Origin of the sequence: Nocardioides terrae (assembly GCF_900112345.1) — a bacterium.
Classification (GTDB): domain Bacteria; phylum Actinomycetota; class Actinomycetes; order Propionibacteriales; family Nocardioidaceae; genus Nocardioides; species Nocardioides terrae.
The window spans coordinates 26,961-48,538 of record NZ_FOLB01000016.1 but is presented as its reverse complement, the minus strand read 5'-3'; the positions used below and the strand labels follow the sequence as shown (position 1 = coordinate 48,538).

23 protein-coding genes, 1 pseudogene and 1 riboswitch are annotated in these 21,578 nt (G+C 71.4%); of the genes and pseudogenes, 15 read left to right on the top strand and 9 right to left on the bottom strand.

Going from position 1 to position 21,578, the window contains the following annotated elements:
• The 6 genes and pseudogenes from BM236_RS17220 to BM236_RS19550 all read right to left on the bottom strand — a co-directional run.
• Window positions 1–314, bottom strand: a 314-nt coding sequence (locus BM236_RS17220; protein WP_139230149.1) for a transposase, incomplete at its 3' end; no start/stop codon positions are given.
• 640 nt (window positions 315–954) lie between these two features.
• Complete coding sequence (locus BM236_RS18760; protein ID WP_139230148.1) at window positions 955–1,176, bottom strand: hypothetical protein; 222 nt, start codon at window positions 1,174–1,176, stop codon at window positions 955–957.
• Window positions 1,177–1,946: 770 nt separating this feature from the next.
• Entirely contained in the window at window positions 1,947–2,354 is a 408-nt protein-coding gene (locus BM236_RS17215) for a (R)-mandelonitrile lyase (RefSeq protein ID WP_091126345.1), read from the bottom strand.
• 12 nt (window positions 2,355–2,366) lie between these two features.
• The gene (locus BM236_RS17210; RefSeq protein WP_091126344.1) at window positions 2,367–3,407 is read right to left on the bottom strand and encodes an NAD(P)-dependent alcohol dehydrogenase; all 1,041 of its coding nucleotides are present in this window, start codon (window positions 3,405–3,407) and stop codon (window positions 2,367–2,369) included.
• A 53-nt stretch (window positions 3,408–3,460) separates the two neighbouring features.
• The gene (locus BM236_RS17205; protein ID WP_281247694.1) at window positions 3,461–4,414 is read right to left on the bottom strand and encodes an MFS transporter; all 954 of its coding nucleotides are present in this window, start codon (window positions 4,412–4,414) and stop codon (window positions 3,461–3,463) included.
• A 97-nt stretch (window positions 4,415–4,511) separates the two neighbouring features.
• Window positions 4,512–4,589, bottom strand: a pseudogene (locus tag BM236_RS19550) (hypothetical protein); the annotation flags it as partial.
• A 257-nt stretch (window positions 4,590–4,846) separates the two neighbouring features.
• Here BM236_RS19550 and BM236_RS17200 point away from each other — a divergent pair.
• Window positions 4,847–5,731: a helix-turn-helix transcriptional regulator gene (locus tag BM236_RS17200; protein WP_091126342.1), complete on the top strand. Its 885-nt coding sequence runs from the start codon at window positions 4,847–4,849 to the stop codon at window positions 5,729–5,731.
• Window positions 5,732–5,825: 94 nt separating this feature from the next.
• On the opposite strand, the gene BM236_RS17195 is transcribed toward BM236_RS17200, so the two are convergent.
• The gene (locus tag BM236_RS17195) at window positions 5,826–6,953 is read right to left on the bottom strand and encodes a YihY/virulence factor BrkB family protein (protein WP_217645393.1); all 1,128 of its coding nucleotides are present in this window, start codon (window positions 6,951–6,953) and stop codon (window positions 5,826–5,828) included.
• A 59-nt stretch (window positions 6,954–7,012) separates the two neighbouring features.
• On the opposite strand from BM236_RS17195, the gene BM236_RS17190 reads away from it, so the two are divergent.
• The 14 genes from BM236_RS17190 to BM236_RS17125 all read left to right on the top strand — a co-directional run bounded on the left by BM236_RS17190 (window position 7,013) and on the right by BM236_RS17125 (window position 19,828).
• Window positions 7,013–7,759 carry a spermidine synthase gene (locus tag BM236_RS17190; RefSeq protein WP_091126341.1) on the top strand — a complete coding sequence of 249 codons (747 nt, stop codon included), beginning with the start codon at window positions 7,013–7,015 and terminating at the stop codon, window positions 7,757–7,759.
• A gap of 78 nt (window positions 7,760–7,837) precedes the next feature.
• A complete protein-coding gene (locus BM236_RS17185; RefSeq protein ID WP_091126339.1) occupies window positions 7,838–9,187 on the top strand; it encodes a hemolysin family protein in 1,350 nt (449 codons plus the stop codon).
• Entirely contained in the window at window positions 9,184–10,230 is a 1,047-nt protein-coding gene (locus BM236_RS17180) for a hemolysin family protein (RefSeq protein ID WP_091126337.1), read from the top strand. Before BM236_RS17185 ends, BM236_RS17180 begins: the two co-directional genes overlap by 4 nt.
• A gap of 27 nt (window positions 10,231–10,257) precedes the next feature.
• Entirely contained in the window at window positions 10,258–10,884 is a 627-nt protein-coding gene (gene clsA / locus BM236_RS17175; protein ID WP_091126336.1) for a cardiolipin synthase ClsA, read from the top strand.
• Complete coding sequence (locus BM236_RS17170) at window positions 10,884–11,780, top strand: DUF881 domain-containing protein (RefSeq protein WP_091126335.1); 897 nt, start codon at window positions 10,884–10,886, stop codon at window positions 11,778–11,780. Before clsA ends, BM236_RS17170 begins: the two co-directional genes overlap by 1 nt.
• Window positions 11,777–12,109 (top strand): small basic family protein, encoded by a 333-nt coding sequence (locus BM236_RS17165; protein ID WP_091126333.1) that lies wholly within the window; start codon window positions 11,777–11,779, stop codon window positions 12,107–12,109. Before BM236_RS17170 ends, BM236_RS17165 begins: the two co-directional genes overlap by 4 nt.
• Window positions 12,102–12,908 (top strand): DUF881 domain-containing protein, encoded by an 807-nt coding sequence (locus BM236_RS17160; RefSeq protein WP_091126332.1) that lies wholly within the window; start codon window positions 12,102–12,104, stop codon window positions 12,906–12,908. The genes BM236_RS17165 and BM236_RS17160 overlap by 8 nt, the downstream gene beginning before the upstream one ends.
• Before the next feature lie 94 nt (window positions 12,909–13,002).
• A complete protein-coding gene (gene gcvH / locus BM236_RS17155; RefSeq protein WP_245750402.1) occupies window positions 13,003–13,392 on the top strand; it encodes a glycine cleavage system protein GcvH in 390 nt (129 codons plus the stop codon).
• Between the two features lie 103 nt (window positions 13,393–13,495).
• Window positions 13,496–13,981 carry a double zinc ribbon and FHA domain-containing protein gene (locus BM236_RS17150; protein WP_091126330.1) on the top strand — a complete coding sequence of 162 codons (486 nt, stop codon included), beginning with the start codon at window positions 13,496–13,498 and terminating at the stop codon, window positions 13,979–13,981.
• 4 nt (window positions 13,982–13,985) lie between these two features.
• Window positions 13,986–14,726 carry a transcriptional regulator FtsR gene (gene ftsR / locus BM236_RS17145; protein WP_091126328.1) on the top strand — a complete coding sequence of 247 codons (741 nt, stop codon included), beginning with the start codon at window positions 13,986–13,988 and terminating at the stop codon, window positions 14,724–14,726.
• A 54-nt stretch (window positions 14,727–14,780) separates the two neighbouring features.
• Window positions 14,781–15,248, top strand: a complete 468-nt coding sequence (locus BM236_RS17140) for a bifunctional nuclease family protein (RefSeq protein WP_091126327.1) — start codon at window positions 14,781–14,783, stop codon at window positions 15,246–15,248.
• A gap of 196 nt (window positions 15,249–15,444) precedes the next feature.
• Complete coding sequence (locus BM236_RS17135) at window positions 15,445–16,047, top strand: MerR family transcriptional regulator (RefSeq protein WP_091126326.1); 603 nt, start codon at window positions 15,445–15,447, stop codon at window positions 16,045–16,047.
• Between the two features lie 85 nt (window positions 16,048–16,132).
• Window positions 16,133–16,224: riboswitch (glycine riboswitch) on the top strand.
• Between the two features lie 74 nt (window positions 16,225–16,298).
• Entirely contained in the window at window positions 16,299–19,169 is a 2,871-nt protein-coding gene (gene gcvP, locus BM236_RS17130) for an aminomethyl-transferring glycine dehydrogenase (protein WP_091126324.1), read from the top strand.
• On the top strand, window positions 19,169–19,828 hold the full coding sequence (locus BM236_RS17125; RefSeq protein WP_091126322.1) for a CPBP family intramembrane glutamic endopeptidase: 660 nt from the start codon (window positions 19,169–19,171) through the stop codon (window positions 19,826–19,828). The genes gcvP and BM236_RS17125 overlap by 1 nt, the downstream gene beginning before the upstream one ends.
• Here the strand turns inward: BM236_RS17125 and BM236_RS17120 are convergent.
• Window positions 19,801–20,709 carry an NAD(P)H-binding protein gene (locus BM236_RS17120; protein WP_091126321.1) on the bottom strand — a complete coding sequence of 303 codons (909 nt, stop codon included), beginning with the start codon at window positions 20,707–20,709 and terminating at the stop codon, window positions 19,801–19,803. The two genes, BM236_RS17125 and BM236_RS17120, sit on opposite strands and share 28 nt — an antisense overlap.
• An 83-nt stretch (window positions 20,710–20,792) precedes the next feature.
• Window positions 20,793–21,551, bottom strand: coding sequence for a class I SAM-dependent methyltransferase (locus BM236_RS17115; protein WP_091126319.1), 759 nt, complete (start codon window positions 21,549–21,551; stop codon window positions 20,793–20,795).
• Window positions 21,552–21,578: the final 27 nt, after the last annotated feature.

The following is a 21,578-nucleotide window of genomic DNA, read 5'->3' as shown; positions in this document are numbered from 1 at the left end:
GTCGTGGGACGGTCGAGCTCCTTGGCGAAAAACACTGAGGCGGACTTCAAGATCTCGTTCGCCCTGCGAAGCTCGGCAACCTCACGCTTGAGGCGCTTGATCTCCTCAGCCTCCTCCGAGGTCGTCCCGGGCCGGACTCCGGCATCGACCTGCGCGCGGTGGACCCACAGCCGCAGGGTCTCGACGTTCATCCCCAACAACCCCGCGACGTGCCGCAGCGCGGCCGTCTCGTGCGGGTGCTCCGGGCGGACCTCGGCGACCATCCGGACCGCCCGCTCACGCATCTCGTTCGTATACCTGGCCATCGTTCCCATCCTGACTCATCAAGCGGAACGAAACCCAGCGCGATTCAGTCGACTAGGGGAGGCCACTGGTCTTCGTCGCAGCGCCACCCGGACGCGGCGGTTTAGGTGTGATGTCCAGGGAGGTTGGTCATCACATTTAGGCGTTCCGCTGGGTGTGGCCAACGCGCACTTGGACGACGCGGAGCGGGGCACCGAGCTCGACCGTGTTCCGGCAATCACGGTCGATGGATGTCGTGAATCCGCGTCTAACTGGGCGGTGTGGGGCGCCCATTCTGGGCGGTGTACGGCGCCATGACTCACGGCAGTGACGCTCGCTCAGGAGGCTCAAATCGCCGAGACGCCGGCGCGCCAGTGGCGCTCGCGGTTAGGGGAAGCTCGCCGCCTTCAATGGCGGGAGGGGATCGGCGAGCAGCGGTGGCTCCGCCCGCTGCACGACGTCACCGGGTGGCCACTTACAGATGTCGATTCTCAGCAATCGGCGGGTAGTCTCGGCATCGACGCGGGACCGCCGTCCCGCGTCTGACCAGCGCAAACCGTTCTTCACCGTTCTTGTCGGCACTGACTGTGATGGCCTCGATTCATCCAAGGGGTCGTAGGTTCAAATCCTGTCAGCCCGACCGAGTAGACCGCCTCTGACCTGGGGAAACACTCAGGGCAGGGGCGGTCTCGCCTTGAGTTGATCCGCCTGATCCGGGGTTTGCCCGTGGCTTTCGCCGTGAAAGGGCGACAGGTGCGTGGCCGCGTGGTGCGTGTCAGACGGCGCGAGCGCCTCATCGAGCACGTTCGAGACGTCCGTGGCCATCGCCGGCTTCGCGACGCAGTACTCGTCCGTGATCGACTGGTGGGCGTGGCCGAGCGTCTTCGTCGGCATGGTCAGGACGGACGCCGCCGTGCTCGCGGTCCTGATGACCCAGGTGGATCCTGATCGATGCCTACGATGACGCCATCGGCGTTCCAACTTCGGAGGTCGGCGTGCGGTTGAAGACTGGAAGCTTGATGTTCGTCCTCATCCTGGCCGCCTGCGGCAACTCAGCGGAGCGCGACCATTCTCTGGTGGGGCGAGTGACCAAGGTCGATCAGCAGACCATTTGCGTCGGGGCTCCCGCGGCAACTGGCCAATGCTTCGCCACGGACGCCGTCACCAAGGTGGCTGAACTCGACGCATGTGTCCGAGTCACTTACGCGGCCGCGGACGATGAGTCTGGCCCGTACATCGCGTCCAGTCTCCGAAGACTCTCCAGCGAGGCGCCGTCCCCGTGCGGATCGAAATGACGGCGGTAAGCGTCGCGGCAGGACCGCGGGGAGGCTGCGACGGAACGATCGAGACCCGCATCCCTTAGTTGGTCGCAACGCCGAGCTCCTCGGCAGCAGACACGATGAGGGCTGTGATGAGAATCGACATCACGTCGATGTCGGCCTGACCACGGGCCGGGGTCGACAACTCGGTGGTGACCGTGCGCGCGAAGCTGTTGCCGCGCCCTCGCCGCCACACCGGACCAATCGTTCTGACCCCGCGCGCATCTTCGATCAGGCGGTCGCGCGGCTGTCTGTCGCCAGCGAACAGCAGCGCCAGCAGGAGCTGCTGGAACGGCGGGGGCGGGCGACTGGTGAGTCGCCCGCCCTCAGCCAGTGCGCACCCGGTCAGGATGGGTACTCGGCGTCGCTGACGTGCTCGAGCCAGGTCACGACCTGACCAGACTCGTCGGCCTCTTGGATGGCGACGTGCGCCATGAACCGGTCAGGTGTGGCACCGTGCCAGTGCTCTTCGTCGGGTTCGATGTAGATGACGTCGCCCGGGCGGATCTCCTGAACCTCGGTACCGCCGTCGCCGCCGCGGCGAGCGACGTAGCCGATGCCGTCGGTGACGTAGAGGGTCTGGCCCTTGGGGTGGTGGTGCCAGGCAGTGCGCGCGCCCGGCGTGAACCGGACGTGTGCGCAGCCGACGGCGGACTGCTCGTCAGGGTTGCGGATGCCGTCGATGTAGACGGTGCCGGTGAACCAGTCGGTGGGGCCGGTGGCGGTCTGGCCTCCGCTCTTGCTGAACTTCATGGCCGGGTCCTCTCAGGCGAGCGTGCGGATGTCGATGACGAAGCGGTAGCGCACGTCCGAGGCGAGGACGCGCTCATAGGCGGCATTGACCTTGTCGGCGGAGATGACCTCGACCTCGGCGCCGATGTTGTGCTCGGCGCAGAAGTCGAGCATCTCCTGGGTCGGGGCGATGCCGCCGATCATGGAGCCGGCTAGGGACCGCCGGCCGCCGATGAGGGAGAAGACGTTCACGCTGAGTGGCTCGGCCGGGGCGCCGACGTTGACCAGGGTGCCGTCGACGGCGAGCAGGCCGAGGTAGGCGTCGAGGTCGATCCGGGCGCTGACGGTGTTGAGGATGAGGTCGAACCGGCCCGCCAGGGCCCGGAACGTCTCCGGGTCGGAGGTGGCGTGGTAGTGGTCGGCGCCGAGGCGCAGGCCGTCCTCCTGCTTCTTCAGCGACTGCGAGAGCACGGTGACCTCCGCGCCGAGCGCATGGGCGATCTTGACGGCCATGTGGCCGAGGCCGCCCAGGCCGACGATGGCGACCTTCTTGCCCGGGCCGGCGCCCCAGCCCCGGAGCGGGGCGTAGGTGGTGATGCCGGCGCACAGCAGCGGCGCCGCAGCGGCCGGGTCGAGGCTCGCCGGCACGGAGAGCACGTAGTCGGCGTCGACGACTACGTGTGTCGCGTACCCGCCCTGGGTGGTGGTGCCGTCCCGGTCCGTGCCGGCGTAGGTCGGCACCATTCCGGCGAGGCAGTACTGCTCGTCGCCCTTGCGGCAGCTGGTGCACTCGCCGCAGGAGTTGACCATGCAGCCGACGCCGACGCGGTCGCCGACCTGGTGGCGGGTCACGTCGGAGCCGACCTTCGCCACGGTGCCGACGATCTCGTGGCCGGGGACGATCGGGAAGGGCTGCGGCCCCCACTCGCCGTTGACGGTGTGGATGTCGGAGTGGCAGATGCCGGCGTACTCGATGGCGATGAGGACGTCGTTCGGGCCGACCTCGCGGCGCTCGATCGTGGTGGGGGTCAGCGGCTGGCCGGCGGCCAGAGCTGCGTAGGCGTTGACGCGCATGTGATGGTGCTCCTTCGTCGTTGCGGGGATCGGACGTGGCTGGGCTGCGGACGTCACGGTCCGCGGAAAGGTCGGCGGCCGGCGGCGGCGACGTAGGCGATGCAGGACGCGCCGGTGAGGAGCAGGACGATGGCGGCCATGGGGACGGCGGTGTCCTCGCCGCCGAGGCCGGCCAGGGGTGCGATCGTGCCGGCCATCACCCACTGTAGGAAGCCGAGGAGCGCCGACCCGGTGCCGGGGTGCTCGGGGACCGCGGCGGAGGCGAGCGCGCCCGCGTTCGGGCCGACAAGTCCCTGGGCGGTCATCAGGACGACGAACCCGACCAGTGCGAAGGCGAGCGGCATCGAGAACCACACGGCCCCGACAGCGAGCACGACGCCCGCGACGCCGGTGGCGGTGAGTCCGATCTTGACGAAGACGCGGGCCGGGAGCCGTTTGGCGTACCGGGCGGCCACTACGGCGGCAGCCGTCATCCCGGCGGCGTTGGCGGCGAAGTCGATCGAGTACTGAAACGGGGTGAGACCGTTCATGGACTGCAGCACGTACGCGGAGGTGGCCACGTACGCGAACGTCGTGCCCATCGAGAACGCGAACACCACCAGGTGCCCGCTGAACACGCGCGAGGACAGCACCTCACCGGTCGCACCGAGCAGACGGTCGAGGCCGCCCGGGTGGCGGCTTTCGACGGGAAGCGACTCGTGCAAGACGAGCGCCACCGCGGCGAGCATCATCGCAGCCAGGGCAGCGACCAGCCAGAACGAGACGCGCCAGTGCGTCACCGACAGCACCAGCGCACCCAGCAACGGGCCGACGACCGGGGCGAGACCCCCGACCGCGGCGACCACGTTCATCGCGCGGACCATCCGGACGCCATCGGTGAGATCCACGACCACGGAACGGGCGATCACCATCGCCCACCCGCCCGCGAAGCCCTGCACCAGCCGCGCGGCCGTCATCACCGCCGCGGTCGGGCTGAACCCGCACGCCACCGAGGTGACCACCAGCACCGCCAACGCCGCGAGCAGCGGGCGGCGGGCGGCGGCGACCGACGCGGTCGGAGAACGGCCCGCCGACCAGCTGTCCCAGCGCCATGCCGAGGAAGAACGTCGTCAGCGTCAACTGCACCTGGGTCGCCGACGCGTCGAGCTCGCGGCCGACCAGCGGGAAGGCGGGGACGTACATGTCGGTGGCCAGCGGTGCGATGGCGGTGATGAGGACGATCGTCCCCAGCACCGGGGCCGACAGCGCCGCGGCACGCGGCAACCTCCCGTCCGGGAGCGTCGGGCCAGCTGCTGCGGAGCGCTCAGGGGTGCGGGTGTGGCCCTGCGGGAGTGGCATGCCTCCATGCAACCCCCGGCCGCGGACGCGAAGAAGTCACGCTTGTGAGGTGTACCAACAGGGCATCCCTCGTGCGCGGCGGCGCGGGTAGCGTCGACGGCATGGACAACCGGTCGGAGGCGAGTGAGTTCCTCAGCTCCCGTCGCGCGAAGTTGACACCTGAGGACGTCGGGCTCCCGGACGTCGGGCAGCGGCGGGTCCCGGGCCTGCGGCGAGGCGAGGTCGCCGCGTTGGCCGGGGTCAGCATCGAGTACTACTCCAAGCTCGAGCGCGGCGCGCTCGCCGGGGTGAGTGCTTCGATCCTTGACGCCATCGCCAGGGCCCTGCGCCTCGACGACGCCGAACGCAGCCACCTGTTCAATCTCGCCCAGGCTGCGGACGGGACCAGCGAGCTCCTCCGTCCTCGTCGTCGTGCCAAGACCTGGATGCCGCGTCCGAGCCTGACCTGGGTGCTGGACGCCATCACGGGCGGACCGGCCCTGATCCGCAACGGGCGCATGGACCTGCTGGCCACCAACCCGCTCGGACGCGCCATGCACGAATCCCTCTACGAGCGCGCGACCGGACCGGTCCCGAACTTCGCTCGGTACACCTTCCTCGACGACGACTCTCGGCGCTTCTATCCCGACTGGGACACCGCCGCCGACACCGCCGTAGCCATCTTGCGCACCGAGGCCGGCCGCGACCCCCACGACCGGCTGATGCACGACCTCGTCGGCGAGCTCGCCACCCGCAGCGAGGAGTTCCGGCGCCGATGGTCCAGCCACGACGTCCGCCTCCATGGCGCCGGTACCAAGAGGTTCCACCACACAGCCGTCGGCGAGCTCGAGCTCGCCTACGAGAGCGTCGACATGGTTTCAGATCCCGGCTTGAGCCTGACCGTCTACGCCGCCGAACCCGCTTCTCGGACCGCACACGCACTGGCCCTCTTGGGGTCTTTGGCGGCCTCGACCACCGTCGCGGAGCCGCAGGTCCGCAAAGCCTGACAGCATACGCGCGGCCGCGATGGTGCTCCTCGCATCATGGCCAGGGTTCCGAACCCTGCCAGCCCGCGCGACGTCGCGGACCCGTGGGCGGCGCTCATCGCCCGCCTGCGTCGTCACGACCGTCACGACTGTCACGACCGTCGTGCTCGTCCAGGTCGTCGGTCTCCCCGTGGCTGCGCCGCAGCGCCCGGCCGCGCTCGATGTCGGCCTGCTCCTTCTCTGCTGCCTTGTCGCTCTTGCGGGTGTCGCGCGGCGGCAGCTGGATCTCCCGCTCCGCCGCGATGCCGGCCTGGAGCTGGCGTCCGCGCTCGAGCTCGGCGTCGAGCTCGGCGCCGAACAGCAGCGCGAGGTTGGTGAGCCACAGCCACAGCAGGAAGACGATCACCCCGGCGAGGGAGCCGTAGGTCTTGTCATAGCTGGAGAAGTTGGCGACGTAGAACCCGAACGCGGCCGACGCGATGATCCACGTGACGATCGCGACGATGGCGCCCACGCTGATCCATCGGAACTTGGGCTGCTTGACGTTGGGCGTCGCGTAGTAGAGCAGTGCCACGATCAGGATCACGACGACGAGCAGGACCGGCCACTTGGCGATGTTCCACGCGGTCACCGCGGCGTCGCCGAGACCGATGGCGTCGCCGACGGCCTGGGCCGCCGGCCCGGTCAGCACCAGGCCGATGGCGACCACGGCGGTCAGCACGATCGTGATGACCGTGACGATCAGCATGGTCGGGCGCAGCTTCCAGATCGGCCGCCCCTCCGCGATCTCGTAGATCCGGTTCATCCCTCGCCCGAAGGCGCCGACGTAGCCCGACGCCGACCACAGCGCCGCAGCCAGGCCGACGACGAGGGCGATGCCCGAGCGCTCGGACTTGCTCAGCTCGGTCAGGGTCGGCTCGAGGGTGTTCGCAGCGCCCGAGGCACCGATGTCACGCAGGATCTGGAGCAGCGTGTCCACGGTCTTCGGTCCCTGGCCGACCAGTCCGACGAGCGACAGGAGCGCGATCGCGGCGGGGAACAGCGCGAGCACCGCGTAGTAGGTCAGTGCGGCGGCCAGGTCGGTGCACTGGTCGTCGGAGAACTCGCGCACGGTCTTGCGGGCGACGTACCACCAGGACGGCTTCTTGAGGTCCGCCGGCGAGTCCGGCTTGGCGGCGCTGTCGGGATGCGGAGCGTTCTCCTGCGTCGCCGAAGCGCTTGTCTCGTGGGTCCGCTTGCTCATGCATCGTGGTGCCCGGGCTCCACGACCGCCATTCGCAGCCGAAGTGGCATCCTTCCCGCATGCCGGCCACGTTCACCGAGGGCGATCGCCCCGGGTCCCACGTGCTGTGGCTCGACGGCCGCGCCCAGTCGCTGCTCGATCCCGCTGACCCGACCTGGCTCGGCTTCGACTACATGCGGCGGATCGCCGACGTCCTCGACCTCGCGGCGCCGCCGGGGGAGCCCCTCCGTGTGCTGCACGTCGGCGGCGCGGCCATGACGCTGCCGCGCTACGTCGCCCACACCCGGCCGCGCTCGGGCCAGGTCGTCATGGAGCCCGACTCCGCCCTCGTGGAAGAGGTACGCCGGCGGCTGCCCCTGCCTCCGCGCAGCGGGATCAGGATCCGCGAGGTCGACGGGGTGGCCGGGCTGCCCGCCGTGCGGGACGACGCGATGGACGTCGTCGTGCTCGACGCGTTCGCCGGCGGCGCGGTGCCGCCCGAGCTGCTCGGCGCTGCCTTCCTCGGGCAGGTCCGTCGCGTCCTGGTCGACAGCGGGCTGCTGGTGGCCAATCTCGCGGACCGAGCTCCCTTCTCGCTCGTCCGCAGCGCCGTCGCCGGCATCCGCGACGTCTTCGACGAGGTGCTCGTCGGGGCCGAGCCGGCCACCCTCAAGGGCCGTCGCGAGGGCAACCTCGTGCTGGTGGCCGGCACCCGGCTGCCGGCCGACGCGATCCGGCAGCGGGCGACGTCGAGCGTGTCGCCGTACCGGCTCTTCACCGGGACCGCTGTGCTCGACTCCTTCGGCGGCGGAAGCCCGCTCCCGTAGAGTGGGCGGACCACTGCCAAGCGAAGGACGCACAGCACACCCCATGGAAGGCCGAAGTAGGCAGGGGACCCGTCCCCGATGAACGTCTACCTCCTGTTGCTCGTCGCCCTCGCCCTGGTGATCCTCTGCGGCGTCTTCGTGGCGGCCGAGTTCGCCCTGGTCACCGTCGACCGAAGCGCCGTCGCCCGTCAGGCCGACGGCGGTGACGGTCGCGCCCTCGGCGTGCAGAAGTCGCTGCGCCGCCTGTCCAGCAACCTCTCCGGAGCGCAGCTCGGCATCACGATCACCAACCTCGGCATCGGCTGGCTGGCCGAGCCGACGACCTCGAAGCTCATCCGCGACCCGCTGACCTCGCTCGGCGTGCCCGACGGTGCGGTCGGCCCGACCGCCGTCACGGTCGGCCTGATCGTCTCGACCCTCGTGACGATGGTGTTCGGCGAGCTGGTGCCGAAGAACATCGCGCTCGCGCTGCCGATGGGGACCGCCAAGGCCACGCAGGGCTTCCTCCGCACGTTCACGGCGGTCAACGGGTTCCCGATCCGGATCCTCAACGGCACCGCCAACGCGCTGGTACGCCGCCTCGGCGTCGAGCCGCAGGAGGAGCTCCGCTCGGCGCGCAGCTCGACCGAGCTGGCCTCGCTGATCCAGCGCAGCGCCGACGAGGGGACCCTCGACGCCGACGCGGCCGAGCTGATCGAGCGCAGCGTCGAGTTCGGCACCCGCACCGCGGGCGAGATCATGACGCCCCGGATGCGGACCTTCAGCCTCGACGAGGGCGACCGCGCCGAGGCAGTCATCGAGCTGGCGCGACGCACCGGCCACTCGCGGTTCCCGGTCCTCGACGAGCACGACGCGGTCGTCGGGACGATCCACGTGAAGAACGCCGTCGGCCTCCCCGTCCACGAGCGCAGCACCACCCGGGTCAAGCACCTGATGGCCAAGCCGGTCGTCGTCCCGGACTCCCTGCGGCTGGACCCGCTGATGGCGCTGCTGCGCAGCGAGGGCTTCCAGATGGCGGTCGTGCTGGACGAGTACGGCGGCCAGGCGGGCATCGTCACCCTCGAGGACGTCATCGAGGAGATCGTCGGTGACATCGCCGACGAGCACGACTCGATCCGCGCCCAGGCGCGGTTGCGTCGCGACGGCTCCTGGTCGCTCAGCGGCCTGCTGCGCCCCGACGAGGTCGAGGACCTCACCGGGATCGAGCTGCCCGAGGGCGAGGACTACGACACCGTCGGCGGGCTCATCATGTCCACGCTCGGCCGGGTCCCGCAGCGCGGCGACGTCGCCGAGGTGGCCGTCCCGGACCGGTCCGACCCGGAAGAGGTCGTCGAGCGGCTGGTGTTCCTGACCGTCGAGCAGATGGACGGCCTGCGCGTCGACCGCGTCGCCCTCAGGGTCTCGCCCGGCAGGGAGGCCCGCCCGTGAGCGCCCCCGTCGGCCTGTTCCTGTCGCTGCTGCTGCTGGCGGGCAACGCGTTCTTCGTCGCGACGGAGTTCGCGCTGATCTCCGCCCGGCGCAGCCAGATCGAGCCGCTCGCCCAGCAGGGCTCGCGGATGGCGCGCACGACCCTGCGCGCGATGGAGCACGTCAGCTCGATGGTGGCCGGCATCCAGCTCGGCGTCACCCTCTGCTCCGTGCTGCTCGGTGCCGTCGCCGAGCCGTCGATCGCCCACCTGCTCGACCCCGTCCTCGACGTCGTCGGCGCGCCCGAGCAGGTGCTCCACCCCGTCTCGTTCGTGGTCGCGCTGGGCCTGGTCGCCTTCCTGCACGTCGTGCTGGGCGAGATGGTGCCCAAGAACATCACCCTGGCGGGCCCCGAGCGGGCCGTCCTCGTCCTGGCACCCGCCATGTTCGCCCTCGTCTCGGTGCTCCGCCCGGTGATCGCCGTGCTCGACGCCGTCGCGCGCGGGACCCTGCGCCTGATCCGGGTCGAGCCCAAGGCCGAGGTCGAGTCGACCTACACCCTCGAGCAGGTCGCGGTGCTCGTCGAGGAGTCCCACGGCGAGGGTCTCCTCGAGGCGGGGGAGTACGACCGGCTCGCCGGCGCGCTCGGCTTCACCGAGAAGACGGTGCGCGCCGTCGTACTGCCCCTCGCGGAGCTGACGACCGTCACCCGGGGCGCGTCCGGCGCCTACGTCGAGGGGCTCTGCGCCGCGACCGGCTTCTCGCGCTTCCCGGTGCTCGACCGGGCCGGTGGGGGGCTGGTCGGCTACCTCCACATCAAGGACGTTCTGGAGCCCGACCCGGAGCGGCGCGAGCGCCCGATCGAGGACAAGTGGATCCGTCCGCTGGCCGCCGTGCACCACGACGACGCGTTGCACGACGCGCTCGAGACGCTGCAGCGCAAGGGCGCGCACATGGCCCGGGTGGTCGACGCCGACGGCAGGACGATCGGCGTCGCCACCCTCGAGGACGTGATCGAGGAGCTCGTCGGCGAGATCCGTGACGCCGCTCACGGTGACGCGTGAGCAGCGCGGGGACCGGGGAGAACTAGGGTGTTCGACGTGACTGCGCGGCCAACCGGGGAGACGCCCGCACGACCCCGCGCCGACCTCGTGTGGACGGTGCCGAACCTGCTGAGCGCCCTGCGCCTGCTGGGCGTCCCGCTCTTCCTGTGGCTGGTCCTCGGCCCGGAGAAGGACGGCATCGCCGTCGGCCTGCTCGTCGTCTCGGGCATCACCGACTGGCTCGACGGCTTCCTCGCCCGCCGGTGGAACCAGCTCTCCCTGCTCGGCGAGCTGCTCGACCCCATCGCCGACCGCCTCTACCTGCTCGCCGTGGTGGTCGGGCTCGCGCTGCGCGACGTGATCCCGTGGTGGCTGGCGGTGCTCCTGCCGCTGCGCGACGTCCTGCTCTGGGGGCTGGTGCCGCTGCTGCGCACCCGCGGCTACACGAGCCTCCCGGTCCACTTCATCGGCAAGGCGGCGACCTTCTGCCTGCTCTACGCCTTCCCGCTGCTCTTCCTCGGCGAGGGCGACAGCTCGCCCGCGATGCTGGCCAAGGTCTTCGGCTGGGCGTTCGCCTTCTGGGGGATCGGCCTCTACTGGTGGGCCGGCATCCTCTACGCCTGGCAGGCCCGGCGCCTGATGCTGACCACCCCACGGCGAGGCGCACGATCCTGATGCCGCGCGAACATGCCGCGTACGCCGCCGCTGCCGGTGCGCTGCCACCCAGGGTCACCGCGCCGCTGCTCGACGTGATCACCCGGGAGTCGCTCGACGAGGACTACCAGCACGTCGCGGAGCAGCGCCGCGCCGGCGTACGCCCGCCGGCCGAGCCCACCGGGCGCAGCGTGCGGACCGTCGTCACCATCCTGATCTTCGGGGCGCTGCTCGCGGTCGCGGCCGTGCAGACCGCGCGGAGCGCCGAGGTCACCTCCGCCGGCCGCGAGCAGCTGATCTCTCGCATCGAGACCCGCCGCGCCAACCTCGCCGACGTCCAGGACCGGATCGCTCGCCTGCACACCGACAACGCGAGCGCCGAGGGCAAGGATGCCGACGTCGGTCAACGGCTCAGCACCGTCACCGCCACCCGCGCCGACCTCGAGGCCCGGACCGGCTTCGCGGCCGTCAGCGGCCCGGGAGTCCGGATCATCGTGGACGACTCTCCGGACGGCGGCATGCCCGGCCGGGTCCGCGACAACGACCTCGCGCTGCTCGTCAACGGTCTCTGGAAGGCGGGGGCCAGCGCGGTCTCGATCAACGGCCAGCGCGTCTCGGTGCTGAGCTCGCTGCGCAACTCCGGCCAGGCGATCGGGATCAACGGCGTGTCCCTGTCGCCGCCCTACACGGTGCTCGCCGTCGGCGACAGGCGCACCCTGCAGGCCGACCTCGCCGAGTCGGCGTCGGGGTCGGAGTTCGCCTCGCTCACCGAGCGGTACGGCATGTCGGTCACGATGCAGGACCGCGACGAGGTTCGGCTGCCGGCGGCACCTCCGGGCATGATGACGCTGCACAGCGCACGGGCCGACAACTCGGCGCCCGCCAAGCCACCGGTCAACAAGGAGGACTCACCGTGATCGCCGCACTCGGGCTCCTCGTCGGCGTCGTCCTGGGACTCATCTTCCAGCCCGACGTCCCCACCGGCCTCGAGCCCTACCTGCCGATCGCCGTCGTCGCGGCGCTCGACGCGGTCTTCGGCGCGCTGCGCGCCTACCTCGACGGCATCTTCGACGACAAGGTCTTCGTCGTCTCGTTCCTGAGCAACGTCGTGATCGCGGCCGGGATCGTCTACCTCGGCGACAAGCTGGGCGTGGGCGGCCAGCTCTCGACCGGCGTCATCGTGGTCCTCGGCATCCGGATCTTCTCCAACGTCGCCGCGATCCGTCGGCACCTGTTCCATGCCTGAGCCGCAGCAGCCGGACCGGCTGGACCGGCTGGACCAGCCGGAGGGGCCGGAGCAGCCGGAGCAGCCGGACCAGTCCGACCCTCCCGGCCGCGCCCGCCTGCTGCGCGACCTCGGCCGCCCGCGGCGCAGCCAGATCGTGGTGGCGGTGCTGCTCGCCCTGCTCGGCTTCGGCGCCGTCGTCCAGGTCCGCACCACGGACGCGGACAGCTCGTACGCCGGCTACCGCGAGCAGGACCTCATCGACGTCCTCAACGGCCTGTCCAACACCACGCAGCGCGCGCAGTCCGAGCTGTCCCGGCTCGAGCAGCGCCGCGACGACCTCAAGTCGACGACGTTGCGCCGCCAGGCCGCCCTGGACGAGGCGAAGTCGCAGGTCGACACGCTCAACGTCCTCGCCGGCCGCATCCCCGTGACCGGCCCGGGAGTCCGGGTCACCGTCACGGAGGAGACGGCCGAGATCAACGTCGACAGCTTCATCGACCTGATCCAGGAGCTGCGTTCGACCGGCGCCGAGGCGATCCAGGTCAACCGCAAGGTGCGCCTCGTCGCGCAGTCGTCCTTCGACAAGGTGGCCGGCGGGCTTCTCGTCGACGGCACCGTCCTCGAGCCGCCGTACGTCGTCGAGGCGATCGGCGAGCCGTCGCTGCTCTCCGGCGCGATCACCTTCCTGCGCGGCCCGAAGGACGAGTTCGAGGACGACGGGGCGACCGTCGACGTCCAGGAGCTCAACCGGGTCGACATCCGCGCCGTCCGCACCGACGACGACGAGGGATCCGGGTCGTCCGGCGGCCAGGGCTAGCAGTAGGGTGCGGTTCGCGCGGGTTGCGCTGCCGACCCCGATGGCATCGACCACCGACCGGCCCGTGCCGGTCGCAGACCGACAGGAGAGGCCCGTGTCGTACCCCGAGGACCTTCGCTACACCGCCGAGCACGAGTGGGTCCGCACCCCCGGCGACCACGAGGGCTCCGTGCGCATCGGCATCACCCACTACGCCCAGGACGCACTCGGCGACATCGTCTACGTCTCGCTCCCCGAGGTCGGCGCCACGGTCGGGGCCGGCGGCGCGTGCGGCGAGCTGGAGTCGACGAAGTCGGTGAGCGACGTCTACGCGCCCGTCTCCGGCGAGGTCGTCGCCATCAACGACGCGCTCGACGCGACGCCCGAGCTCGTCAACGACGACCCGTACGGCGGCGGCTGGCTCTTCGAGCTCGTGCCGTCCGACCCGGCCGCCCTCGACGGCCTCATCGACGCCGCGGCCTACCAGGCGACCCTCGAGGGCTGAGCCTGTGGATCCGGGCCGTTCCGCTTGCCTCGCGCGGACGGGCTGATAGGTTCGGATAACGCTCAATCTGAGGCTGAGGGTCAGCGGAACGGACGGAGAGAAGATGCTCGTCTGCACGGCGTGCGGGAGCCAGAATCCCGAGGGAGCCCGGTTCTGCGCCCAGTGCGGGACCAAGCTGCCCGAGCCGTCCGACGCGACGGCGACGATCCAGTTCGGTGACCCCAACAGCGAGACGTCCGACCGCCTGCTCAACGCGGTCGACGCCGCCGCCGTCGACGCGCTACCGCGCGGCCACGCGATGCTCGTGGTGCAGCGCGGGCCCGGCTCGGGCAGCCGGTTCCTGCTCGACCGCGACCTGGTCAGCGCGGGCCGCCACCCCGACAGCGAGATCTTCCTCGACGACGTCACCGTCTCGCGGCGGCACGCCGAGTTCGCCCGCACCAGCGACACCTTCACCGTGAGCGACGCCGGCAGCCTCAACGGCACCTACGTCAACCGGGACAGGATCGAGCAGGTGGTCCTCAAGGACGGCGACGAGGTCCAGATCGGCAAGTACCGGCTCGTGTTCTACGCGGGGCACGAGGCCTGACCGCATGGTGACGGCGACCAGCGCGGCGTCCGGCTCCGCGTCCGAACGCCACACGATCGGGGAGGTGCTCGCGCTCCTGCGCGACGACTTCCCCGAGATCAGCATCCCCAAGATCCGGTTCCTGGAGGAGAAGGGTCTGGTCAAGCCCGAGCGGACGCCGTCGGGCTACCGCAAGTACTCCCGCGGCGACATCGACCGCCTGCGCTACGTCCTCCGCATGCAGCGCGACCACTACCTGCCGCTCAAGGTGATCGGCGAGCACCTCGACGCGATGGACCGCGGACTCGAACCGCCGGCCATCGCGCCGACCGTGCCGACGGTGCCCCAGGTGGCGCTCGCGGCCGACGGCATGCCGAGTGCGGAGTCGTTCCTCCGCCGTGACGGGCTGCGGCTCTCGCGCAAGGAGCTGGTCAAGGTCGCCGACGTCACCGACGAGCTCCTGGCCGAGCTCGAGGGGTTCGGCCTCGTCTCCCCGTCGCGCACCGGCCACTACGACACCGACGACCTCGTCATCGTGCAGACCGCCCGCGAGCTCGCCGGCTACGGGCTCGAGCCGCGGCACCTGCGCGGGCTCAAGGCCGCCGCCGACCGCGAGGTCGGGCTCGTCGAGCAGGTCGTCGCGCCGCTCCGGCGTACGTCGGACCCGACCGCCCGCGCCAAGGTGGAGGAGACCGCCGGCCAGCTCGCCGCGCTCTCCGTCCGGCTGCACGCGACGCTGGTCAAGGCCGGCCTCCGGCCCTCCTGAGGCGGCGATCGGGCCTCGCTGGTCTGGCTGTCGGCGCGGAGTAGGGTTGAGGACGTGCGAGAGGTCGACGTCATGGGAGTCCGGGTCGAGATGCCCTCGAACCAGCCGCTCGTGCTGCTGCGCGAGGTGTCCGGGGAGCGGTACCTCCCGATCTGGATCGGTGCCGTGGAGGCGACGGCGATCGCCTTCGCCCAGCAGGGCGTGGTGCCGCCGAGACCGCTCACGCACGACCTGATGAAGGACGTGATCGGCGCGCTGCAGGCCGAGCTGAACGAGGTCCGGATCACGGAGGTGCGCGACGGCGTCTTCTTCGCCGTGCTGGTCTTCTCCTCCGGGGCCGAGGTCAGCGCCCGCCCGTCCGACTCGATCGCGCTGGCGCTGCGCACCGGCACCCGGATCGTGTGCGCCGAGGAGGTCCTCGACGAGGCGGGGCTCGCCGTGCCCGCCGAGCAGGAGGACGAGGTCGAGAAGTTCCGCGAGTTTCTCGACCACGTGACGCCCGAGGACTTCGACGCTCACTGAGGCCTGGGACCTCAGTCTCAAGTTGAGGTTGAGGGTTGCGACACGCCGGGCATGTCTTTGACCCGGCTGCTGCGGGGACCTACCTTGAACTGTCTCCGTTGTAACTCCAACCGTGACGTTCGCTCTCCCGAGCGGCTCGCGGACCTTCCCCAGCCGGGGTTACGCTCAACGGAGTAGACCCCTCACGGAGGACCGCGTGAACGAGCACGAGCAGGAGAGCGGCGTCGCTGCCGAGACACTCCTCGCGGCGGAGCAGGCAGACGAACAAGGGCTGCTCTTCACCGACGACGTCTCGCCCCTGCCCAGCGACCTCGGCTACCGCGGTCCCACCGCGTGCAACGCCGCCGGGATCACCTATCGCCAGCTGGACTACTGGGCCCGGACCGGCCTGGTCGAGCCCAGCGTGCGCGGCGCCACCGGCTCCGGCACCCAGCGGCTCTACTCGTTCCGCGACATCCTGATCCTCAAGATCGTCAAGCGCCTGCTGGACGCCGGGATCTCGCTGCAGCAGATCCGCACCGCGGTGACCCACCTGCGCGAGCGCGGCACCGAGGACCTCACCCGCGTCACGCTGATGAGCGACGGCGCCTCGGTCTACGAGTGCACCAGCAGCGACGAGGTCATCGACCTGCTCCAGGGTGGTCAGGGCGTGTTCGGCATCGCGATCGGCGGCGTCTGGCGCGAGATCGAGGGCACCCTCTCCGACCTGCCCAGCGAGCGCGCGGCCGACGAGGCGAGCGACGAGCCCAGCCCGGGTGACGAGCTCGCCGCGCGACGCGCGGCGCGCAAGATCGGCTGACACCGGCCGCAGAAGCACACACAACGAACCCCCGGACCGTCGATGACGGACCGGGGGTTCGCTCCGTCTAGACTGGTCACGCTGCAGATCCCGTGTGGGAGAGTCCCTGCCCGACAGGGACGCCGAAGGGGCAATTCCTCCCCGGAAACTCTCAGGCGCCACGACCACGCGGACCAGGCAAGTCTGAAGCCCCGACCCCGGGGTGACAGAGGGGGAGGCCCGTCAGTGCGTACGCCGCCCGAGGAGCCCCCGTGACAGACTTCCCGTCCCTCTCCGAGCTCGATGGAGCCCTGCCTTTCGTCGACCGCCACGTCGGCATCGACCGCGACGCCGAGCGGCTCATGCTCGAGCGGCTCGGCTATGCCTCGCTCGACGAGCTGATGGACGCCGCGGTGCCCGCCGGCATCCGCTCGGCGGAGTCGCTGGACCTGCCCTCGCCCCTGTCAGAGAGCGGCGTGGCCGCCCTCGCCCGCGAGATCGCCGGGCAGAACATGCCGGGGGAGTCGCTCATCGGCCTCGGCTACCACGGCACCATCACTCCGCCGGTCATCCGCCGCAACGTGCTCGAGGACCCGAGCTGGTACACCGCCTACACGCCCTACCAGCCGGAGATCTCCCAGGGCCGCCTCGAGGCGCTCATCAACTTCCAGACGATGGTCGGTGACCTGACCGGCCTGCCGACCGCCAACGCTTCGCTGCTCGACGAGGGCACCGCCGCCGCCGAGGCGATGACGCTGGTCCGCCGCGCCAACAAGAAGGCGGCCGGCCCGTTCGTCGTCGACGCCGACGCACTGCCGCAGACGATCGACGTGGTCCGCACCCGTGCGGTCGCGATGGGCATCGAGGTCGTCGTCGCCGACCTCGCCGACGGGCTCCCGGACGGCGAGCTCTGCGGCGTGCTGGTCCAGTACCCCGGTGCCTCCGGTCGCGTCGCCGACCCGCGCGCCGTCATCGCCGCGGCCCACGAGCGCAACGCCCTCGCGGTGGTCGCTGCCGACCTGCTCGCACTCACCCTCCTCGAGGCGCCCGGTGAGCTCGGGGCCGACGTCGTCGTCGGATCCTCGCAGCGCTTCGGCGTGCCGCTGTTCTACGGCGGGCCGCACGCCGGCTTCATGGCGGTCGGCAAGGGTCTCGAGCGGCACATGCCCGGCCGCCTCGTCGGCGTCTCGGTCGACGCGGACGGCCGGCCGGCGTACCGCCTCGCGCTGCAGACCCGCGAGCAGCACATCCGTCGCGACAAGGCGACGTCCAACATCTGCACGGCCCAGGTCCTGCTGGCGGTCGCGGCGTCGATGTACGCCGTCTACCACGGCCCCGAGGGGCTCAAGGCCATCGCGACCCGCACCCACCGGTACGCCGCCGTGCTGGCCGCCGCGCTGCGCTCCGGCGGCCTCGAGGTCGTCACCGACCCCTTCTTCGACACCGTGACCGTCAAGGTGCCCGGCGGCGGCGCCGCCGGCGTCGTCTCCTCGGCCCGGGCCCTGGGCCTGCACCTGCGCGGCGTCGACGCCGACACGGTCTCGCTCTCCACCTCCGAGACCACGACCCGCTCGACGATCAGCAGCGTGCTGCGGGCGTTCGGCGTGACCGCCGACCTCGACGAGCTCGACCGGACCACCGGCTCGGGCCTGCCCGAGGCGTTGGCCCGGACGACGCCCTACCTCACCCACGAGGTGTTCAACGCCCACCACAGCGAGACGCAGATGCTGCGCTACCTGCACCGGCTGTCGGCCCGCGACTACGCGCTCGACCGCGGCATGATCCCGCTCGGCTCCTGCACGATGAAGCTCAACGCGACCACCGAGATGGAGCCCATCTCGCTGCCCGGCTTCGCCGACCTGCACCCGTTCGTCCCGGCCGAGGACGCGGCCGGCTACCGCCGGCTCGTCGACGAGCTCGAGGGCTGGCTGGCGGCCGTCACCGGCTACGACAAGGTCTCCATCCAGCCCAACGCCGGCTCGCAGGGCGAGCTGGCCGGCCTGCTGGCCATCCGCGGCTACCACCACGCCAACGGCCAGGCGCAGCGCGACGTCTGCCTGTTGCCGAGCTCGGCCCACGGCACCAACGCCGCGTCGGCCGTGATGGCCGGCATGCGGGTCGTCGTGGTGAAGTCCGCCGAGGACGGCACGGTCGACCTCGACGACCTGCGCGAGCAGTGTGAGAAGCACAGCGACGACCTCGCCGCGATCATGGTCACCTACCCGTCGACGCACGGCGTCTACGAGGAGGGCATCACCGAGCTGTGCGAGATCGTGCACAGCCACGGAGGCCAGGTCTACATCGACGGCGCCAACTTCAACGCGCTGCTCGGCTACGCCAAGCCGGGTGAGTTCGGCGGCGATGTCTCCCACCTCAACCTGCACAAGACGTTCTGCATCCCGCACGGCGGCGGTGGCCCGGGCGTCGGTCCGGTCGCAGTGCGCGCCCACCTGGCGCCGTACCTCCCCTCGCACTCCCTCCACCCCCACGAGGCCAAGCGCGACGGCATCGGCCCGATCTCGGCGGCGCCGTACGGCTCGGCCGGCATCCTGCCGATCTCGTGGGCCTACGTCCGGCTGATGGGGGCTGCCGGCCTGACCCGCGCCACCGCCAGCGCGGTGCTCAGCGCCAACTACATGGCCGCCCGGCTCGGCGAGCACTACCCGGTGCTCTACCGCGGCGACTCCGGCCTTGTCGCGCACGAGTGCATCCTCGACCTGCGCGGCATCACCGCCGAGACCGGCGTGACCGTCGAGGACGTCGCCAAGCGGCTCATCGACTACGGCTTCCACGCCCCGACGATGTCCTTCCCCGTGGCCGGCACGCTGATGGTCGAGCCGACGGAGTCCGAGGACCTCGGCGAGCTGGACCGGTTCGTCGACGCGATGATCGCGATCAAGGGCGAGATCGACCGCGTGGCAGCGGGGGAGTGGACCCCGGAGACGTCCGTGCTCCGCGGCGCCCCGCACACCGCGCGCACGCTCGTCGGTGAGTGGGACAAGCCCTACTCCCGCGAGCTCGCCGTCTTCCCGGCCGGCATCACGCCCGACAAGTACTGGGCGCCCGTCGCGCGCATCGACAACGCATACGGCGACCGCAACCTGGTCTGCGCCTGCCCGCCGGTGGAGGCGTTCGCCGAGTAGTGAGCCACGAGCCTGAGCACGTCGCGACCCCCACCGCCGACCCGTCGGCCGGGGTCGGCCGCAGACGCCTCGTCACGGCCGGGACGTGCCTCGTCGGCGCGGCGGTGCTGGCCTGGTCGCTGCACTCCGAGCCGGGCAGCTCCATGTTCTACGCCGCGACGGTGCTGCTCGCCGTGGTCTGGCTCGGGGGCGGGCTGGCGGCCGGCCCGCTGCCACTGGGCGAGTTCCGGGGCCGTGTCCCGGTGGTCCTCGGCGTCGGGGCGGGCGCTGCCCTCGCGGTGCTCTTCGTCGTCGGTGCACTGGTGCTGCGCGACGTCAGCCTCCTCTCCGGACCGGTCGAGGACGTCGTCGCCTACGCCGACCGGGGCGCCGGGCTCGCGGTGCTCGCCGTGACGGTGGCCAGCGGGATCGGCGAGGAGGTCTTCTTCCGTGGCGCGCTGTTCGCGGCCGTTCCCGGCCACCCGGTCGTGGTCACCACGCTCGCCTACGTCGTGGTCACCGCCGTCACCGGCAACGTGATGCTGACCTTCGCCTCGCTGGTGCTCGGAGCCGTGGTCGGCGTCGAGCGAGCGGTGACGGGCGGCGTCCTGGCGCCCGCGCTCACCCACGTCACCTGGTCGGCGACGATGCTCTACGCCCTGCCCGCGCTCTTCTCCTGAGCCCGCTCGGCGAGCGCCCGGATGACCTGCTCGCGGTAGCCGAGCGGCGGCTCGGGGGAGATCTCGGCGATCGAGTGGTCGGTGACCACGACCTCCACGCCCATCGAGTCGATCAGGTTGCGGCCCGTCGTGACGTCGACGTCCGTCACCAGGGCCAGCCAGTACGACGACAGCCGCGGCGTGAGGATCGGCACCGCGAGCGTCGGCCGCCGTCGGCCCATCCGGACCTCGGCGGCGATGCGGAGCATCTCGAGGTAGGTCAACGTGTCCGCGCCGCCCACCTCGAACGCCCGGCCCGTCGCCCGGTCGTCGGAACCCGCCGCCACCAGGTAGCGGACCACGTCGTCGATCCCGATCGGCTGCGTGCGGGTGTGCGCCCAGCGCGGCACCACCATCACCGGCAGGTGCTCGATGAGCTGGCGGGTGATCTCCCACGAGGCGCCACCGTGGCCGACGACGATCGCCGCCCGGAGCACCGTGACCGGGACGCCGGCCTCGCCCAGCAGTCGCTCGACGTGACGCCGGGAGCGGAGGTGCGCCGACAGCTCGGCGTCGTCGCTGCCGAGGCCGCCGAGGTAGACGATGCGACGGACGCCCGCCGCTGCGGCCTGCTCGCCGAACGCCCGCGCGGCGGCGGCGTCCGCCGCCTCGAAGTCGGCGTCGCCCAGCGCGTGGACGAGGTAGAACGCGACGTCCACCCCGGTCAGCGCCGGCAGGAGCGTCGCCGGGTCGGACACGTCGCCGTGCACGGGCGTCCCGGCGCCCCGGTAGGTGTCGGCGTGCCGGGTCATCGCGCGCACGTCGTGCCCGTCGGCGGCCAGACGGGTGGCCAGCCGGCCGCCCACGAACCCGGTGGCACCGGTGACCAGGAAGGTCGTCATGGTGCTTGACCGTAGTGCACCGGGCCAGCCGGGCCAGACCGGCTCAGACCGGCTCAGACCGGCCCAGGCCGGCTCAGGCCGGCTCAGACCCGCGGCGCCGCGCGCACCGCCCACGCCCGCGCCGTCACGTCGAAGGGCGGCTCGGGCAGTCTCGCGCGACACGAGTCCCTCAGTGCTGTCCGGACAGCGGGGGAGAGGCGCGCGACGTAGTCACCCGCGGGGCCGACGCCGAGCGTGAACGGCTTCCACCACTCCTCGAACGAGCCCATCGGCACGACGACCTCGATCGAGCCCTCGACGATCTCGTCGAGCCCGGCCTCGGCGGCGAACCGGGTCAGCTCGCCCCGCCGGGTCCCGGGCCGTCGGGTCTCGGTCGGCGCGTCCGGATCGGCCGCTCGGGCCGCGTCCCAGAAGGGGCCGATCGGCGATCCCTCGGCGAAGTCCCACACGCAGGCGGCGACGGTCCCTCCCCGACGTACGACCCTGCCCATCTCGGCCAGGCCGGCGACCGGGTCGGTCATGAAGTGCACGACGAGCTGGGCGTACGCCGCCCCGAACGTGCCGTCGCCGAAGGGCAACCTCTCGGCGGCCGCCTGGTGGACGTCGACACCGGGCAGCCGGCGCCGCAGCTCGGCCACGAAGGCCGCGCTCGGGTCGACCGCGTGCACCCGGTCGGTCCCGGCCTGCACCAGCCGGGAGGTCAGCGCGCCCGCGCCGGCTCCGACGTCGAGGACCGGCGGTCCGTCACCGGGGCCGGACCACGCAAGGAAGTCGACCGCCAGCGGCCGGGAGAACCGGCCCATGAAGCGGTCGTAGGCCTCGGCCGCGACCTCGAAGGACACCCCGCCAGCCTAGGCCGTTTTCGGGCG

Bases quoted from the DNA above. Each gene is read 5' to 3' on its own strand.
- BM236_RS17185 (WP_091126339.1), top strand. From the start codon at position 7,838: ATGAACGTCTACCTCCTGTTGCTCGTCGCCCTCGCCCTGGTGATCCTC.
- BM236_RS17120 (WP_091126321.1), bottom strand. From the start codon at position 20,709: ATGACGACCTTCCTGGTCACCGGTGCCACCGGGTTCGTGGGCGGCCGG.
- ftsR (WP_091126328.1), top strand. From the start codon at position 13,986: ATGGTGACGGCGACCAGCGCGGCGTCCGGCTCCGCGTCCGAACGCCAC.
- BM236_RS17200 (WP_091126342.1), top strand. From the start codon at position 4,847: ATGGACAACCGGTCGGAGGCGAGTGAGTTCCTCAGCTCCCGTCGCGCG.
- BM236_RS17215 (WP_091126345.1), bottom strand. From the start codon at position 2,354: ATGAAGTTCAGCAAGAGCGGAGGCCAGACCGCCACCGGCCCCACCGAC.
- BM236_RS17150 (WP_091126330.1), top strand. From the start codon at position 13,496: ATGCTCGTCTGCACGGCGTGCGGGAGCCAGAATCCCGAGGGAGCCCGG.
- BM236_RS17160 (WP_091126332.1), top strand. From the start codon at position 12,102: ATGCCTGAGCCGCAGCAGCCGGACCGGCTGGACCGGCTGGACCAGCCG.
- BM236_RS17210 (WP_091126344.1), bottom strand. From the start codon at position 3,407: ATGCGCGTCAACGCCTACGCAGCTCTGGCCGCCGGCCAGCCGCTGACC.
- BM236_RS17190 (WP_091126341.1), top strand. From the start codon at position 7,013: ATGCCGGCCACGTTCACCGAGGGCGATCGCCCCGGGTCCCACGTGCTG.
- BM236_RS17170 (WP_091126335.1), top strand. From the start codon at position 10,884: ATGCCGCGCGAACATGCCGCGTACGCCGCCGCTGCCGGTGCGCTGCCA.
- BM236_RS18760 (WP_139230148.1), bottom strand. From the start codon at position 1,176: ATGCCGACGAAGACGCTCGGCCACGCCCACCAGTCGATCACGGACGAG.
- BM236_RS17195 (WP_217645393.1), bottom strand. From the start codon at position 6,953: ATGAGCAAGCGGACCCACGAGACAAGCGCTTCGGCGACGCAGGAGAAC.